The organism is Hymenobacter polaris (genome assembly GCF_012927305.1).
In the GTDB taxonomy this organism is placed as follows: Bacteria; Bacteroidota; Bacteroidia; order Cytophagales; family Hymenobacteraceae; genus Hymenobacter; species Hymenobacter polaris.
The window spans coordinates 1070678-1086748 of the sequence record NZ_JABBGH010000002.1; the positions used below are offsets into that span (position 1 = coordinate 1070678).

15 protein-coding genes and 1 tRNA gene are annotated in these 16071 nt (G+C 62.0%); 6 read left to right on the top strand and 10 right to left on the bottom strand.

The genetic code is table 11. The features are described 5' to 3' along the window. Positions 1-66: 66 nt before the first annotated feature. Complete coding sequence (gene metG / locus HHL22_RS14770; RefSeq protein ID WP_169532112.1) at positions 67-2109, top strand: methionine--tRNA ligase; 2043 nt, start codon at positions 67-69, stop codon at positions 2107-2109. 125 nt (positions 2110-2234) lie between these two features. Here metG and pth read toward each other — a convergent pair whose 3' ends face one another. The 4 genes from pth to HHL22_RS14790 all read right to left on the bottom strand — a co-directional run bounded on the left by pth (position 2235) and on the right by HHL22_RS14790 (position 4845). Continuing rightward, a complete protein-coding gene (gene pth, locus HHL22_RS14775; RefSeq protein WP_169532113.1) occupies positions 2235-2801 on the bottom strand; it encodes an aminoacyl-tRNA hydrolase in 567 nt (188 codons plus the stop codon). A gap of 225 nt (positions 2802-3026) precedes the next feature. Then, positions 3027-3599, bottom strand: a complete 573-nt coding sequence (locus HHL22_RS14780; RefSeq protein WP_169532114.1) for a 50S ribosomal protein L25/general stress protein Ctc — start codon at positions 3597-3599, stop codon at positions 3027-3029. A 90-nt stretch (positions 3600-3689) separates the two neighbouring features. Continuing rightward, positions 3690-4619: a ribose-phosphate pyrophosphokinase gene (locus HHL22_RS14785; RefSeq protein WP_169532115.1), complete on the bottom strand. Its 930-nt coding sequence runs from the start codon at positions 4617-4619 to the stop codon at positions 3690-3692. 153 nt (positions 4620-4772) lie between these two features. Next, positions 4773-4845: transfer RNA gene (locus HHL22_RS14790), tRNA-Gln, on the bottom strand. Between the two features lie 277 nt (positions 4846-5122). Here HHL22_RS14790 and atpD point away from each other — a divergent pair. From atpD to HHL22_RS14810, 4 genes are all read left to right on the top strand, one after another. Further along, the gene (atpD, locus tag HHL22_RS14795; protein ID WP_169532116.1) at positions 5123-6625 is read left to right on the top strand and encodes a F0F1 ATP synthase subunit beta; all 1503 of its coding nucleotides are present in this window, start codon (positions 5123-5125) and stop codon (positions 6623-6625) included. A gap of 116 nt (positions 6626-6741) precedes the next feature. Further along, on the top strand, positions 6742-6984 hold the full coding sequence (gene atpC, locus HHL22_RS14800; RefSeq protein ID WP_169532117.1) for an ATP synthase F1 subunit epsilon: 243 nt from the start codon (positions 6742-6744) through the stop codon (positions 6982-6984). 135 nt (positions 6985-7119) lie between these two features. Continuing rightward, positions 7120-8244: an AI-2E family transporter gene (locus HHL22_RS14805; protein ID WP_169532118.1), complete on the top strand. Its 1125-nt coding sequence runs from the start codon at positions 7120-7122 to the stop codon at positions 8242-8244. 84 nt (positions 8245-8328) lie between these two features. After that, positions 8329-9474, top strand: coding sequence for a trans-sulfuration enzyme family protein (locus HHL22_RS14810; protein ID WP_169532119.1), 1146 nt, complete (start codon positions 8329-8331; stop codon positions 9472-9474). 81 nt (positions 9475-9555) lie between these two features. On the opposite strand, the gene HHL22_RS14815 is transcribed toward HHL22_RS14810, so the two are convergent. The 4 genes from HHL22_RS14815 to HHL22_RS14830 form a co-directional block, all read right to left on the bottom strand. Further along, a complete protein-coding gene (locus HHL22_RS14815; protein ID WP_169532120.1) occupies positions 9556-10086 on the bottom strand; it encodes a hypothetical protein in 531 nt (176 codons plus the stop codon). A gap of 192 nt (positions 10087-10278) precedes the next feature. Then, entirely contained in the window at positions 10279-11406 is a 1128-nt protein-coding gene (locus HHL22_RS14820; RefSeq protein ID WP_317172670.1) for a DegT/DnrJ/EryC1/StrS family aminotransferase, read from the bottom strand. Between the two features lie 223 nt (positions 11407-11629). Continuing rightward, complete coding sequence (locus HHL22_RS14825; protein ID WP_169532121.1) at positions 11630-12325, bottom strand: acetyltransferase; 696 nt, start codon at positions 12323-12325, stop codon at positions 11630-11632. Between the two features lie 103 nt (positions 12326-12428). Further along, the gene (locus HHL22_RS14830) at positions 12429-13745 is read right to left on the bottom strand and encodes an ammonium transporter (protein ID WP_169532122.1); all 1317 of its coding nucleotides are present in this window, start codon (positions 13743-13745) and stop codon (positions 12429-12431) included. Between the two features lie 238 nt (positions 13746-13983). Between HHL22_RS14830 and HHL22_RS14835 the strand changes: the two genes are divergently transcribed. Next, complete coding sequence (locus tag HHL22_RS14835) at positions 13984-14250, top strand: hypothetical protein (protein ID WP_195809291.1); 267 nt, start codon at positions 13984-13986, stop codon at positions 14248-14250. 110 nt (positions 14251-14360) lie between these two features. Here the strand turns inward: HHL22_RS14835 and HHL22_RS14840 are convergent, their stop codons facing one another. After that, positions 14361-14696, bottom strand: coding sequence for a hypothetical protein (locus tag HHL22_RS14840; protein ID WP_169532123.1), 336 nt, complete (start codon positions 14694-14696; stop codon positions 14361-14363). Between the two features lie 82 nt (positions 14697-14778). Further along, the gene (locus HHL22_RS14845) at positions 14779-16065 is read right to left on the bottom strand and encodes an S-adenosylmethionine:tRNA ribosyltransferase-isomerase (RefSeq protein ID WP_169532124.1); all 1287 of its coding nucleotides are present in this window, start codon (positions 16063-16065) and stop codon (positions 14779-14781) included. Positions 16066-16071: the final 6 nt, after the last annotated feature.

The following is a 16071-nucleotide window of genomic DNA, read 5'->3' on the forward strand; positions in this document are numbered from 1 at the left end:
CAGGAGGGCGGCTGGGATAGTCTTTGCCTCAATTATTACCCCGCCTAGGGGTCTTTTCACCGGAAAATGTCTTCTCAACCAAAGCGCTATACTGTTACCGCCGCCCTGCCTTACGCCAACGGCCCGGTGCACATCGGCCACCTGGCGGGCGTATATCTGCCCGCCGATATTTACGTGCGCTACTTGCGCGCCCAAAATCGCGACGTAAAATTTATTTGCGGCTCCGATGAGCACGGGGTACCCATCACCATCCGGGCTCAGAAAGAAGGGGTTACGCCGCAGCAGGTCGTCGATAAATACCACCAGATAATTGGCGATTCCTTCCGCGATTTTCACGTGTCGTTCGACGTGTACTCGCGCACGTCGTCGCCCACGCACGCCGAGGTATCGAGCAACTTCTTCCTCAAGCTTTACAACGACGGCAAGTTCATTGAGCAAACTACGCAGCAGCTCTACGACGAGCAGGCGCACCAATTTTTGGCCGACCGCTACGTAGTGGGCACCTGCCCTAACTGCGGCAACGAAAATGCCTACGGCGACCAGTGCGAGCGCTGCGGCACCTCGCTCAGCCCCACTGAGCTAATTAATCCGCGCTCGATGCTGAGCGGCAACACGCCCGTGCTGCGCGAAACCAAGCACTGGTTTTTGCCCCTGAACGAGTACGAAAGCTGGCTGCGCGAGTGGATAATCGAGGGTCACAAAAACGACTGGAAAACCAACGTGTACGGCCAGTGCAAATCGTGGATTGACCAGGGCCTGCACCCTAGGGCCGTGACGCGCGACCTGGACTGGGGCGTGCCCGTGCCGCTGCCCGATGCCAAGGGCAAGGTGCTGTACGTCTGGTTCGACGCGCCCATCGGCTACATCTCGGCCACCAAGGAGGCCTTTCCCGAGCAGTGGGAGAAATATTGGCAGGACCCCGACACCAAGTTGGTGCATTTTATTGGCAAGGATAATATCGTCTTTCACTGCATCATCTTCCCGGTAATGCTCAAGGCGCACGGCGACTACATTTTGCCCGATAACGTGCCGGCCAACGAGTTTTTGAATCTGGAAGGCGACAAAATCAGCACTTCGCGCAACTGGGCGGTGTGGCTGCACGAATACCTGCAGGATTTTCCGGGCCAGGCCGACGTGCTGCGCTACGTGCTGTGCGCCAACGCCCCCGAAACCAAGGACAACGACTTCACCTGGAAGGACTTCCAGGCCCGCAACAACAACGAGTTGGTAGCCACCCTGGGCAACTTCGTGAACCGCGCCGCCGTGCTCACGCAAAAGTTCTTCGACAGCCAGGTGCCCGCCCGCGGCGAGCTGCAAGCCATTGATGAAGAAGTGTTTGCGCAGGTGGCTGAGTTTCCTGGTCGGGTAGGGGAGCTGATTGAAAACTACCGCTTCCGCGAGGCCCTAGGGGAGGTGATGAACCTGGCGCGCCTGGGCAATAAATACCTGGCCGACACCCAGCCCTGGCACCTCATCAAAACCGACGCCGCCCGCACCGGCACGGTGCTGCACGTGGCCCTGCAGGTGGCCGCCGCCCTGGTGCCGCTGCTCACGCCCTTCCTGCCCGAGTCGGCCCAGAAGCTGGCCGATATGCTCAATTTTGCGCCCGGCGACTGGCAGAGCGCCGGCCGCGCCGAGCAGCTGCCTGCCGGCCACCAGCTGCGCGAGCCGGCCCTGCTATTTGCCAAAATCGACGACGCCGTAGTGAACACGCAAGTGCAGAAGCTGCTCGATACCAAGAAGGCCAACGCCCTGGCCGCCGCGCCCGTAACGGCCGCCAAGGAAAACGTGAGCTTCGATGAGTTTGGCAAGATGGACTTACGTGTGGGCACCATCGTGGCCGCCGAGAAAGTCGCCAAAACCAAAAAGCTGCTTAAGCTCACCATCGACACCGGTCTCGACCAGCGCACCATCGTCAGCGGCATTGCCGAGGCCTTTATTCCCGAGGCGCTCCTTGGTCAGCAGTGCCTGGTGCTGCTCAACCTGGCCCCGCGCGAAATCAAGGGCATTCAAAGCCAGGGGATGCTGCTGCTAGCCGAAAATGCCGACGGCTCGCTAGCCCTCATGCAGCCCGGCAGCGCCGTGCGCAACGGTAGCAGCGTGTTGTAGGATATATCGATAGCTTATAAAACGCTCGTGTCATGCTGAGCTTGCCGAAGCATCTCTACCGCACAATACGGCGTGGTAGAGATGCTTCGACAAGCTCAGCATGACACGAGCGTTTTATTTTGCTGCTACTTCACGTTCACCACGTTCATGGCCCGCTCCAGCCCTAGGGCCCCAAAGGCCAGCACGGCCTCGCCGGCGGCAGCAATGCGATCAGGCAGTTCCAGCTGCTCACCGGCCGAGAATGGGTTCAGCACGTAATCTACTTGCCGGCCTTTCGGAAAATTGGCATCTACGCCGAAGCGCAGGCGAGCGTATTTATCGGTGCCCAGCGTGGCCTGAATGTCCTTCAGCCCGTTGTGGCCGCCCGCCGAGCCCTGGCCTTTCAGCCGTAGCTTGCCAAAGGGCAGCGCCAGGTCATCGGTCACCACCACCATATTATCCACCGGAATCTTCAGCGTACTTAGCCAGTGCGCGGCAGCTTTGCCGCTCAAATTCATGAAGGTGGTGGGCTTCACCAGCATGTAGGTGTGGCCTTTGCTGCGAAACTCGGTAGTGAAGGCGTGGCGGCCAATTTCGAAGCGCGGCGCGTCGAATTTTTGCGCCAGATAATCGGCCACCATAAAGCCGATGTTATGCCGGGTGTCGGCATACTCGGGGCCGATATTACCCAGGGCCAGAACCAAAAAAGTCATCGCAGATTTAACGGTTTTAACGGATTGCGCCGATACGCTTGGCTGCGCCAAGCTGGCTACGCGAACGAAAGCTACGGGGCCGGGGCCGGCAAGAAGGTCTCACACTAACAAGTAAAATAAAAAGGCTGCCCCATCGGGCAGCCTTTTTGTGCAACACAAACGAGTAAATCCGGGTGCGTAGTCAGCTGCGAAGCAGCGTATCGGCGCAATCCGTTAAATCTGCGATTATTTGTTGCCAGCCAGCTCGCCTTTCAGGGCGCGCGGGATGGTTACGGTCGCAATGGGAGCCTGCGCGTTGGTCAGGATGGTGTAGTTGTTGGGTTGAACCGAGCCTACTTTCACCGATTTGCCCAGCTCTAGGTTGCTGATATCAACTTCCACGTAGTCGGGCAGGTTTTCGGCCGTGGCCTTCACCTTCAGCTTGCGCAGCTTGCTTGCCAGCTTGCCCCCAGCCAGTACGCCCGGCGAAACGCCGATGTACTTCACGGGAATATCCATTTTCACTTCTTTGCCTTCCTGCAGCTCCAGAAAGTCAACGTGCAGCAGCATCTCGTTCACGGGGTGAAACTGAGCATCCTGCACAATGGCGCGGTAGGTAGTGCCTTCCACGTTCAGGTCCACGATGTGGGCCTCGGGGGTATATAGCAGCTCGCGGAACAGGATGGCGGGCACCGAGAAGTGCACCGTTTCGGCACCACCGTACAGTACGCACGGCACTTGCGCATCGAGGCGCAGCGCTTTGGCGTCCGTCTTGCCGAGATTCGCTCTTTTAAACCCTACAATCTCTAGGCTTTTCATAAAAGAAGTTGGTTTGGAATAAATTACCGCCCTAGCAGGCTTGCCAAAACGGGCCGCAAAGGTACGCCCTAGGGTTGTAAATCGCAACCGCTAGCCAAACAACGAGCTGATGCTCTCGTGCGTGACCACGTTGCGGATAGCCGCGGCAAAGAGTGGCGCAATGGAAATCACGCGGATTTTATCGTTCTCCTCGCGCTGCGGAATAGTATCGGTGGTAATCAGTTCGGTGAGGGCCGAGGCGCGGATGCGGGCGTGGGCGGGGCCCGAAAGCAGCGGGTGCGTAATGACGGCGCGCACCGAGTTGGCCCCGCGCTCCATCACCAGGTCGGCGGCTTTGCAGATGGTGCCGGCCGTGTCCACCATATCGTCCACAAACACCACGTCCATGCCCTTCACGTCGCCAATCACCTGCATCGAGGCAATCTCGTTGGCGCGCAGGCGCATCTTATCGCACACCACTATCTCTGCCCCAAATTTCTTGGCAAACGCGCGGGTGCGCACCACGCCGCCCACGTCGGGCGAGGCAAAGATGAGGTTCTTCAGGTTCAGGCTCTTGATGTAGGGCGCCGTCACAGTAGCCCCGTCGAGGTGGTCCACCGGAATGTCGAAGAAGCCCTGAATCTGGCCGGCGTGCAGGTCGCAGGTCATCAGGCGGTCGGTGCCCACGCTCTGAATAATGTTGGCTACTACCTTGGCCCCGATGCTCACCCTAGGCTTGTCCTTGCGGTCTTGGCGGGCGTAGCCCATGTAGGGCATCACGATGTTCACCTTATGGGCCGAGGCGCGCTTGCAGGCGTCCACCATCAGCATCAGCTCCATGAGGTGCTCGCTGGGCGGGAAGGTGCTTTGGATGAGAAATACCTCGCAGCCGCGCACGCTTTCGTCAAAGCTGGGGCCCAGCTCTGAATCGGCGAAGCGCTGGAGAGAAAGTGCCCCTAGGGGCTGGCCGAAACACTCGGCAATATGGTGGCCAAGCATCTGCGAGGCACTGCCGGCGAAGATTTTAACAATAGGTTCCATACGGAGAGGGGGAGCGGGGCAAGCCCTGGGGGAAGTAACGCGCGACCCGTTGCCCTTGGGGTGTTGGGGCCGGAATAAAAAGCGAAAGGCGCCGGCCTGCTCCCGAAGGGGAGAAGCCAGCGCCTTTGCTGAAATTGTCGAGCGGTGTCGTTGTTGTCCGACCAGGGCTCGAACCTGGACTTTCTTGAATCAAAATCAAGCGTGTTGCCAGTTACACCATCGGACAGGTTCCCGTTGGGCGGGTTGCCGTTCGGGGCTGCAAAGGTACTAACGGAACGATACGAGGCAAGGGTGCGGCAACTTTTTTTTGAAAAAAGTGCCGCTGCCGTTTCGTCATCCGGTTGGCCCTAGGGCAGGAGTAAGGTAAGTATTTGGTGAAAACCAGGGGGTTTGACCGGGGCGGGCCGGGCGCTGAGAGATAGGCTGCAGACTTTGAAAAAAGCGGTTTTCGGCGTACTTTTGCACCCTGAAAAATGGACTTTAATTCTCTAAAACAAAACCAAATGGCGAATTCGGGCAAAATCACCCAGGTTATCGGCCCCGTGGTGGACGTAAGCTTTGCGGGCGAGGGCGACCTGCCTAATATTTATGACGCGCTGGAGGTAACCAAAGACAACGGCCAGGTGGTGATGCTGGAAACCCAGCAGCACCTGGGCGAAGACCGGGTGCGCACCATCGCCATGGACTCGACCGAAGGCTTGACCCGCGGCGCCGACGTGCGCAACCTGGGCCACGCCATCACCATGCCCACCGGCGACGGGGTGAAGGGCCGCCTCTTCAACGTCATCGGCCAAGCCATTGATGGCATTCCGCAGCCGGCCAGCACGGGCGGCCTGCCCATTCACCGCAACGCCCCCGAGTTCGAGGAACTGGCTACTTCGTCGGAGGTATTCTTCACCGGCATCAAGGTAATCGACCTGCTGGCCCCCTACGTGAAGGGCGGCAAAATTGGCTTGTTCGGTGGTGCTGGCGTGGGCAAAACCGTACTGATTCAAGAGCTTATCAACAATGTGGCCAAGGCCTACTCGGGCCTGTCGGTGTTTGCTGGCGTGGGCGAGCGTACCCGCGAGGGCAACGATTTGCTGCGCGAATTCATTGAAGCCAACATCATCCGCTACGGCGAGGCCTTCAAGCACTCGATGGAAGAGGGTGGCTGGGACCTGAGCAAGGTGGACATGGCCGAGATGGAGAAGTCGCAGGCGACCCTCGTGTTTGGCCAGATGAACGAGCCCCCCGGAGCCCGCGCCCGCGTGGCTTTGTCGGGCCTCACCATCGCCGAGAGCTTCCGCGATGGCGACGGCACCGGCGCCGGCCGCGACATCCTGTTCTTTATCGACAACATCTTCCGCTTCACCCAGGCGGGCTCGGAGGTATCGGCTCTCCTAGGGCGTATGCCGTCGGCCGTAGGGTACCAGCCCACACTGGCCACCGAAATGGGCGCCATGCAGGAGCGCATTACCTCGACCAAGCGCGGCTCGATTACTTCGGTGCAGGCCGTATATGTGCCGGCCGACGACTTGACCGACCCGGCCCCGGCCAACACCTTTGCCCACTTGGACGCCACCACGGTACTAAGCCGCAAGATTGCCGAGTTGGGCATCTACCCGGCCGTGGACCCGCTGGACTCGACCTCGCGCATTCTGGACGCTACCGTGCTCGGCGCCGAGCACTACAACACCGCCCAACGCGTGAAGGAGATTCTGCAGCGCTACAAGGAACTGCAGGACATCATCGCCATCCTAGGCATGGACGAACTCTCGGAAGAAGACAAGCAGACCGTGAACCGCGCTCGCCGCGTGCAGCGCTTCCTGTCGCAGCCGTTCTTCGTGGCCGAGCAGTTCACGGGCCTCAAAGGCGTGCTCGTTGACATCAAGGATACTATCCGCGGCTTCAACGAAATCATCGACGGCAAGTACGACCACCTGCCCGAGGCGGCCTTCAACCTGGTAGGCACCATCGAGGATGCCGCTGCTAAAGGCGAGCGCCTGATTGCCGAAGCGAAGTAGTTTTTTGAATGTGGAAAATGTGAAAAGGTGGTTGATGTGAAAATTGCTCCTCAGGTAGCTAATCCATCAACTTCATTTTCACATTTTCACATCATCACATTTCCACATTTAAAAACATGCATCTCGAAATCATCACCCCCGACCGGAAAGTATTTGAGGGCGACGTGTCGTCGGCGCGGTTTCCGGGTGCCGATGGCTCGTTTGAAGTGCTTAACAACCACGCCCCGCTGATTTCGGCCCTGCAGGCCGGCGACGTGGTGCTGAACGGAAGCGGCGCGGGTACCTTCCACATCAGCGGTGGCATTGTGGAAGTGCTGCGCAACAACGTAGTGGTACTGGCCGAGTCGGCTTCGGCCTAGGGCTTCCTAGTTGGTAAAGCTTGAGCGCGCCCCCGCTGGCTTCGGCCGGCGGGGGCGTTTTGGCGTAGGCGCAGCCGTAAGCGGCTGATTTTCGTTCACGGCATACGTTCACTCTGCCTACAGGCCCTGGGTCCCATGTCTACTTCAACCGAAACCAATATCTACACCCCTAAGCAGCGCTACGTGCTGCTCATTATCACCCTGATAGTGTTGGGGTTGCTGGCCCTGTTTGGGCTACTCGCCTACCTGACGGCTTTCCTCGGGGCCGGCATTCTGTACGTGGTGCTGCGGCCCTGGTTTACGGCCCTGGTGCACAAGCGCCAGTGGAACCGCACGTTTGTGACGGCACTGCTGCTGCTGTTTTCCACGGTGGTGCTCATCATCCCGTTCTTCGCGCTCACCTCGCTGCTCATCGACCGGGTGCGCGAGCTGACGCAGCACCCGGATGAGATTTTGCAGGCCGTGCAGGCGGTGGAGCGCAAGGTAGGCCTGCAGGTGACGCAGCAGGCCCAGGTGAAGCAGCTGCTGCAGCAGGGGGTGGCGCGCGTCAGCCAGTGGATACCCACCGTGGCCAACAGCGTGCTCAACGTGCTGGTAATCGTGGGGTTGATGCTCTTCACCATGTACTACCTCTTCACGCAGGAAGAGGATTTTCTGGCGGGCTTGCACCGCTTTTTGCCCTTCCGCGAAAAAACAATGGAGGAACTGGGCGAATCGCTGCGCAATAATGTGAACGCCAACGTGCTGGGCCAGGCCCTGGTGGCCCTGGTGCAGGGCCTGCTGACGGGCGCCACGCTCTGGATTTTTGGGGTGCCCAGCCCTGGTTTCTGGACGGTGGTAGCGTTTTTCCTGGCTTGGCTACCGGTGCTAGGCACGCCCATCGTGTGGATACCGGCGGCCGTTTACCAGTTTTCGCAGGGCCACCCTGGGCAGGGAATTGGCATTCTGGTGGTAGGCTCGGTTATTATTATCAACTCCGACAACCTGCTGCGCATCTGGCTGGCCAAGTACATGGGCGATATTCACCCCTGGGTGACGCTGGTGGGCATTGTGCTGGGAGTGGAGCTGTTCGGCATCGTGGGGCTGGTAATCGGGCCTCTGCTGCTCTCGTACTTCATCGTGTTGATGCGCGTATTTGCCCGCGAAAACCTGGCGCTGCGCCACCTGCTGCCCACGTCCGCGATGGGCCAGGCCGAAGAGCAGGCTGACAAGGCCGAGGAAGTGCGCGAACAAGCCGAGCAGGTGCTGCGCTCGCAATAAGGTAAGCCTTACGGCGCGCGGGCAGCCTAGGGATGCCTTTCTTTGCAACTGCATCCCTAGGCTGCCCGCGCACGCCACCCGACCATGGACCTGACTCCGATTCATCCGAAAGTTACCCCCATCTACCAAACCTCAGTTTTCAAGTTCGCTTCGCTGGCCGAACTAGAAACCTACTACACCACGCCCGACCACGGCGGCATGTACGGCTACTCGCGCTCCGAACACCCCAACTCCGACGAGCTGGTGGCCGAGGTGGCGAAGCTGGAGGGCGCCACCGGCGGGGGCGTCGCCACGGGCGCGGGCCTGGCTGGACTGCTGGCCGCCGTGCTGGCCACCTGCCAGGCCGGCGACCACGTGCTGTGTCCCGCCGAGCTGTACGGCGGCTCGGTGGTGCTGCTCTCGCAGGAGCTGGCCCGCCTGGGCATTGAAACCAGCTACGTGCCGCTGGCCGAACTGTATGACGTAGCCCGGCACCGACGACCCAATACGAAGCTGGTGCTGGCCGAAGTGCTGAGCAACCCGCTGCTAGTGGTGCTGGATGGGCCTAGGCTGGCGCAGGCCTGCCAACGAGAAGGTATTTTGCTGCTCATTGATAGCTCGTTCACGTCGCCCATGCTTACGCGGCCGCTCGACTGGGGCGCCGACCTGGTGTGGCACTCGGCCACCAAGTACCTGGCCGGCCATTCCGACGTGACGGCCGGCGTGGTGGTAGCCCGCGACCCGGCCCTGGGTAAGCGCCTGCGCCAGGTGGCTACCAACCTGGGCCTCATGCTGGCCCCGCTCGACAGCTGGCTGGCGGTGCGCGGCCTGCGCACGCTGCGGCTGCGCATGCGCCAGCACTCCGAAAACGCGCTGGCGGTGGCGCAGTTTTTGGTAGCCAGCCCGGCCGTGGCGCAGGTATTTTATCCCGGCCTGCCCAGCCACCCCGGCCACGAACTGGCGGCCGCGCAGCTGCTCAACGGCCTATATGGCGGGATGCTGAGTGTGCGCCTGGCCGACGATACGGCCGCGGCAGTGGATACTTTCATTCAGAAAACCAGGCTTTTCCCGCTGGCGCCTTCGCTGGCGGGCGTGCAGTCGTCGTGCTCGTACCCGGCCGCCACCTCGCACCGGGGCCTCACGCTCGCGCAAAGGCAGGCGCTGGGCATCACGCCCGGCGTACTGCGCCTGAGCGTGGGCATCGAGGAGCCGGCCGAGCTGCTGGCCGACTTGCAGCAGGCGCTGCAGTAAGCTAGTAGCCCCTAGGGCCTGCGTACGGCTGATACGCAAGCCCTAGGGGCTACTGGTTCTGTAAATTAAGTGCCGACAAACCTACAGCTTATCCGACACGTCTTTGGAAATTTGGCGGGCGGTGCGCAGGGCCTGGAACTCGGCTTGCTGCGACCGAATGGTTACTTTATCGTCGAGCGAGAAGCTGTCGCGCAGCTGGCTGTAGCGGCCGTTGAGGCTGCTGAGCACATTGGCGGCATTCGCCCAGTCAGCCGTTTGCCAGCCCTGGCGGTCGGCGCGCACCTTCTCGATAAAGCGGCTGTAGGCGCTCAGCAACTCGCTGGCGCTGAGCTTAGACACCACCGTTTTCTCGCGGAAGTAGTCCGATATTACCGCGTCGCTGGCCGGGGCCACGGGCACGTCGGCAGTGGTGCTGGTAGTACTGGTGCTGCTGGGTGCGGCTACCGTGCCGGCGGGTACCGTGGTGGTGCGGGTGGTGCGGCGGATTACCTTCCCCGTTTTGGGGTCGAGTTCCTCGGTCACTTCCGTTACCTGCTGGGTGGGTTTGGTTTGGGCAGCGGCTGCCAAGGGCAGCGCCAGGCCTAGGGTAAGAAAAAGGGTGAAGCGGTTCACGGCAAAGGAGATAATTGGGGCTTTAACGGCAAAAAGCTGCCTGATGGCTAGCCTCCCAACCTTGGCAATTACCGCACCAAAGGCGGCGTAATATACATAAATAACTGTAAAACAACTACTTGTTGTATAAAAGCCCAAAGCTAAGACGCTTTGCTGAGTTGTTGCCCTAGGCCCCTTGCCCAGCGGCCGGGCCTACAGAGCCTCGCGCAGGGCGCGCAGCACGCGGCGCAAATCGTCGTCGGTGAGGACAGTGCCGCTGGGCAGGCACAGGCCGCGGGCAAACAGGTCTTCGCTCACGGTCCCGCCATACATGGGCGCATCGGCAAACAGCGGCTGCAAGTGCAGCGGCTTCCACAGCGGGCGGCTCTCGATGTTGTGCGTTTCGAGGTGTTGGCGCAGGCTTTCGGGGGTGGCGGCGGTGGCTTCGGGGTCGAGCAAGGCGGTGGTGAGCCAGCGGTTGGCGCGGCTGCCGGGCAGCTCGGCGGCCGGGGCCACCCCTAGGCCGGGCAGGGCAGCCAGGTGCTCCTGGTACCAGCTGAAAATCTCGCGGCGGCGCTTCACCCGGTCGTCTAGCAACTCAAGCTGGCCCCGCCCAATGCCAGCCAGCAAGTTGCTGAGCCGGTAGTTGTAGCCCAGCACCGAGTGCTGGTAGTGCGGCGCGGGGTCTTTGGCCTGGGTAGCCAGAAATAGCGCCCGCTCGGCCAAGGTCCGGTCGTAGGTCACCAGGGCACCGCCGCCGCCGGTGGTCAGTATCTTATTGCCGTTGAACGAAAACACCCCTATCCGCCCAAAGCCGCCCAGGGGCTGCAGCCGCCAGGTAGAACCTAGGGCCTCGGCCGCGTCTTCCAGCACCGGAATGTCGAACTCGGCGGCCAGGGCCAGAATTTCGGGTAGGCGCGCCGGCATGCCGTATAAGTGCACCAGTACCAGCGCCTTGGGTTTCTTACCCAGGCGCAGGCGGTCGGTAATAGCCTCGCGCAGGCGCTCGGGGCAGATGTTCCAGGTGGCGGGCTCGCTATCCACGAATACCGGCGTGGCGCCGCAGTACAGGATGGGGTTGGCCGAGGCTACGAACGTGAGCGACGGGCACAGTACCTCGTCGCCGGGGCCCACGCCCAGTAGCAGCAGCCCCAGGTGCAGCGCCGCCGTGCCCGAGCTGAGGGCCACGCAGTAGGGCACGCCCACGGCGGCGGCCAACTCGGCCTCGAAGCCCGCCAGGTTGGGGCCCGCTGGCGCCACCCAATTGTCCTCCACGGCTTTGTGCAGGTAATTTAGCTCGTGGCGGCCCAGGTGCGGCGGCGATAAATAAATGCGGTCCACGATAAAAAATGCAGGATACTAAGAAGGTAGCCGAACCCAGCAATGGCCGGCTGGCCGCGCAAAAAAAGCCCTCGAAGGCCGACCCCTAGGGCCCCCGGACCCCTAGGGCCCCCGGCGCCGAGAAGCCACAAAGATGCGGCTGGCGGCGCTTGGGCGAGGCCCGCTGCTGGTATCGCGCGGCGAAATCAGCTAGCACCAGCCGTGGGCGGCAGGCGAGCGGCAATCAAGCCGCGCTTTTGGTAGGCAAAATTTTGGCGGGCACCCCGGCCGCCACGCAGCCCGCTGGCAAGTCGTGCACGGCCACGGCGCCGGCCCCCAGCGTGCTGTGCGCCCCCAGGCGCCGGCCCTGAATTATGGTGGCTTTAGTGCCTAGGTAACAGCCGGTTTCGATGTGCGCGTGGCCGCTGACATCGACGTGGCACATGAGCGAGCAGAAGTCCTCCACTACGGCGTCGTGCCCCACGGTGGTGCCCAGGTTCAGCACCACAAACTGGCCGATGCGCAGGTCGGTCGTCAGGATGACCCCCTGCTGAATGATGGTGCCCGCACCCACCACCACGTTTTGGTAGGGCTGCAGCGCTACGCTAGGGTGCACCAGGGTAGGGAAGCTAAGCTGGGGCGAAGTAAGCCGGGCCACGACCGCCGCGCGGGCGGTGGGGCTGCCCACGGCCACGGCCACGGCCAGCGGCTCGGTAGTGGCGTTGAGGTCGGCCGCGGTGCCCAGGTAGGGCAGGCCCCCTAGGGTAGCCGTGGCGGGGGGCTGGTCGTCGTAAAAGCCGCGCAGCGTCCAGGTGGGCTGGGCTTCGTTGAACTGGCGCAGTAGCACCAGCACTTCGCGGCCCAGGCCCCCAGCCCCAAAAATAACTAGTGGCGACGCGGCTTCGGGAGCGTCGTAGTCGGAGAAAAAAAGCTGGGTCATGAAAAAACGTGCCGCGCCTGGCAGCTTCTGCAGTGCCCGGCCGGGCGCTGGCAAGGTACGGCGCTCGGCCGGGCCTAGGCCGGTTTTTGGGCGACGTGGGGGGCTAGGCGGCTAGCAGGGCCTCGCCGTGCTGGCTGGTGTCGAGGCCACGGTTCTCGTTTTCCGCGTTCACCCGAATGGGTACGATGACGTTGGTAGCTCGGTAAAGCAGCCACGAGCCACCAAACGTGAACGCGCCCACCACCAACAGCGTGAGTAGGTGGTAGCCCAGCAGCGCTGGCCCGCCCCCGGTAAACAAGCCGCCCTTTTCGGCAAAGAGCGCGGTGGCCAGCATCCCCACGATGCCGCCCACGCCGTGGCACGGAAACACGTCGAGGGTATCGTCGAGGGTGGTTTTGTTTTTGAGGATGACCGCCGCGAAGCTCACGCCCGACGCCAAAATGCCGATAGCAATGGCCGGCCCGTAGCTCACGTAGCCCGCTGCCGGCGTGATGGCCACCAGCCCCACCACGGCGCCTACGGCCGTGCCCATGGCCGAGGGGCGCTGCCCGCGCGAGGCCTCCAGCAGCATCCAGGTGAGCATGGCGGCGGCCGAAGCCAGGTGCGTCGTCACAAAAGCCTGCACGGCCTGGGCATTGGCCCCGAAGGCCGAGCCAGCATTAAACCCAAACCAGCCGAACCACAGCAGCCCGGTGCCCAGAATAACGAATGGAATATTGACCGGCTCGTGCGAGTGCCCATCGAGGTGGGCGCGGCGGCGCCCGATGGCCAGCGCCCCGGCCAGCGCCGCAAAGCCCGCCGAAATGTGCACTACCGTGCCGCCCGCAAAGTCGAGCACGCCCCACTTAGCCAAAAAGCCGTCGGGGTGCCAGGCCCAGTGGGCCAGCGGGCAGTAGATGAGTAGGCTAAACAGGCAAATGAAGATGAGGTAGCCCCAGAACCGGATGCGCTCGGCGAAGCCGCCGCTGATGAGGGCCGGCGTAATAATGGCAAACTTGAGCTGAAACGCCGCAAACAGCACCAGCGGCAGCCCGGCCCCCAGGCGCGGGTGCGGGGCCGTGCCTACGTTGTTGAACATGAAAAACGTGCGCGGGTCGCCAATTACGCCCCCGATATCGTCGCCAAAAGCCAGCGAAAACCCCACCACGTACCACAGCAGCGACACCACGCCTAGCGAGATGAAGCTTTGGAGCATGGTGGAGATGATGCTGCCCCGGTTGACCATGCCGCCGTAGAAGAATGCCAGGCCGGGCGTCATGAGCAGTACCAAGGCCGAGGCCATCAGCATCCAGCCCACATCAGCCGGGTTGAGGGCGCCCGCTGCGGCCGCTGGGTGCACTTGCGGCACAAAGGCCCCAAGCAGGGCCAGCACCACTAGTAGCAGCAAAGACGGGCGAGCTAATCGTTGCCTACGCGACATAAAATTTAAGTAAAATTATAGAAATAGCCTCCGCGAAGATAGGGGGTAGCTTATAAAACAATAGGATTTTTACCTAAAGTAGGGGTAATCATTGGGGGTATTGCTCTGAAACGAGCAAGTAACTACAGCTAGTGATGTGGCTGTGCATCCCCAAGGTTTGGCCTTGCGCACCTAACTTTCGCCTACCTGACACGTTGAGTAGCCAACTCTTCCCTCTTCTTATTCTTCTAGCTGCTGTATGACGCACAAAACCAAATGGTTAGTATTTGCCCCCACTGGCCTCGTGATAATAGGGGCGGGAGCTTGCCTGGTGGGCTGGGCTACGACCCTTAAAAACCGGGGGGCTAGCACAGGCCAGTGGGTGCTTGCGGGTACGGCCGCCCTGGGCGTATTCAACGCGGGGATAAGCCTGTTTGGGCACGGCGTAGTGGAGAAAACCCTGTTTGAGCTGCGCGAGAAGCCTCTGGCTAGTGAGCCTACTTATCACACCATCAGTCAGTTGTAGTTTTAAAAATGCCTCGCGCCTTACGCTTCGCTAAGGCCTAATGGATAGGCAGGCGCATAAAAAAGCCCCAGCCGAGGCCGGGGCTTTTTTGTAAGTAGTGAGCAGCCGAATTACTCTGACTTCGCTTCCATTTTGCGAGTGTCCTGACGGAGCTTGCTGCTAGCCTTATAGGAGGCGCTTTTGGTTTTCTTCTTGCCTTTATGGAAGGCATTCGAAATTTTGTGGCCAGCTTTGTCAGCCACGTTGCCAGCTGCGTCGGCCGTATTGTCGAGGGCGGCGCCCACGTTGGTTTTGCCGGTTTTGGTTACCGTCGTTGAGCCATTCGCGTGCTCGGTAGTAATTTTTTTCGAGCCGTTGTCACGGACCTTAACTTCGGTAGAGGGAGTCTGGGCAAAGGCCGCGGTAGTGAAAGCGCAAGCGGCGAGCAACAGAAGTGCTTTTTTCATGATTGAAAGAGAGTATTAAAGTATTTACAAAGCCTTTTACGCGGGCCGGCAGCGCGGGGTTCACAGCGATACCCGTCAGATTTTAGTCAAAGCCCGTGCCAAAATCGACCGGCGCAGCTGGTTTATCGGGCAGCAGTAGCGAACTGTCGCCGTAGCTCAGGAAGCGGTAGCCGCCAGCCAGCGCGTGCGCATACACCTGCTGCCAGCCCGGCCCCAGCAGGGCCGCCACCAGCAGCAGCAAGGTGCTTTCGGGCTGGTGGAAATTGGTAATCAGCCCCTGCACCAGCCGAAAGCGGTAGCCGGGCGCGATGAGCAGCCGGGTGCTGGCCTCCACCGCCGCCGAGCCGGTGCGCTCCAGGTAGGCCAGCAGGGCCCCTAGGGCCGCCGCGGGGGTTACTGCCTCGGCTACCTCGGCGTAGGGCTGCCACTGGGTTACTTCGAGCGGGGCGGCGGGGTCGCGCACCAAGGCGGCGCCCAGCCAATACAGGCTTTCGAGGGTGCGCAGGCTGGTGGTGCCCACCGCGATAACCGGCCCGGCCTGGTGCCCGAGCAGCTGGCGCAACAAGCTGGCTTGCACGATGATGGGCTCGGCGTGCATGGGGTGGTCGGCCATGGTGTCGGCCTTCACGGGCTGGAAGGTGCCGGCGCCCACGTGCAGCGTCACGTAGCCGGTGGCCAGGCCGCGGGCCCCTAGGGCCGCCAGCACCTCTGGGGTAAAGTGCAAGCCGGCGGTGGGGGCGGCCACGGCGCCCTCGTGGGCGGCGTACACGGTTTGGTAGCGCACGGCGTCCTGGGCGGTGTCGGGGCGGTGCAGGTAGGGCGGCAGGGGCAGGTGGCCGGCCGCCCGCAGCACCTCGGCAAACGGCAGCGAGCTGGGCTCCCAGCGGAAGTCAATCAGGCTTTCGCCACCGCCCTCCACAGCCTGGCGCTCGGCCCAGAGGGTAGCCGGCTGGCCAAACGCCTGGAAATCGAGCTGCACCGGCCCGCTTTTCCAGCGGCGGCCGTTGCCCACCAGGCAGCGCCAGGTAGCGTAGCCGGTTTGCTGCAAGGCCGGCTCCAGGGCGCGGTGCGGCGCCACCGGCTCGAGGCAAAACAACTCGACCTGGCCGCCGCTGGGGCGCTGGGCCAGCAGCCGGGCCCGCACCACGCGCGTGTCGTTGAATATCAGCAGCGACCCTAGGGGCAGCTCAGCGGGCAGGTCGCGGAAGGTTTTGTCTTGGATGATGCCGCTGCGGTACACCAGCAGGCGGCTGGCGGCGCGGTCGGGCAGGGGCTCGGGGGCGATGCGGTCGGCGGGCAGGTCGTAGTGAAAATCCTGGATGCGCAGCTGGCGCGGGTCGGTAGGGTAGGGCGAGGATGCGGCTTGCATGGCACA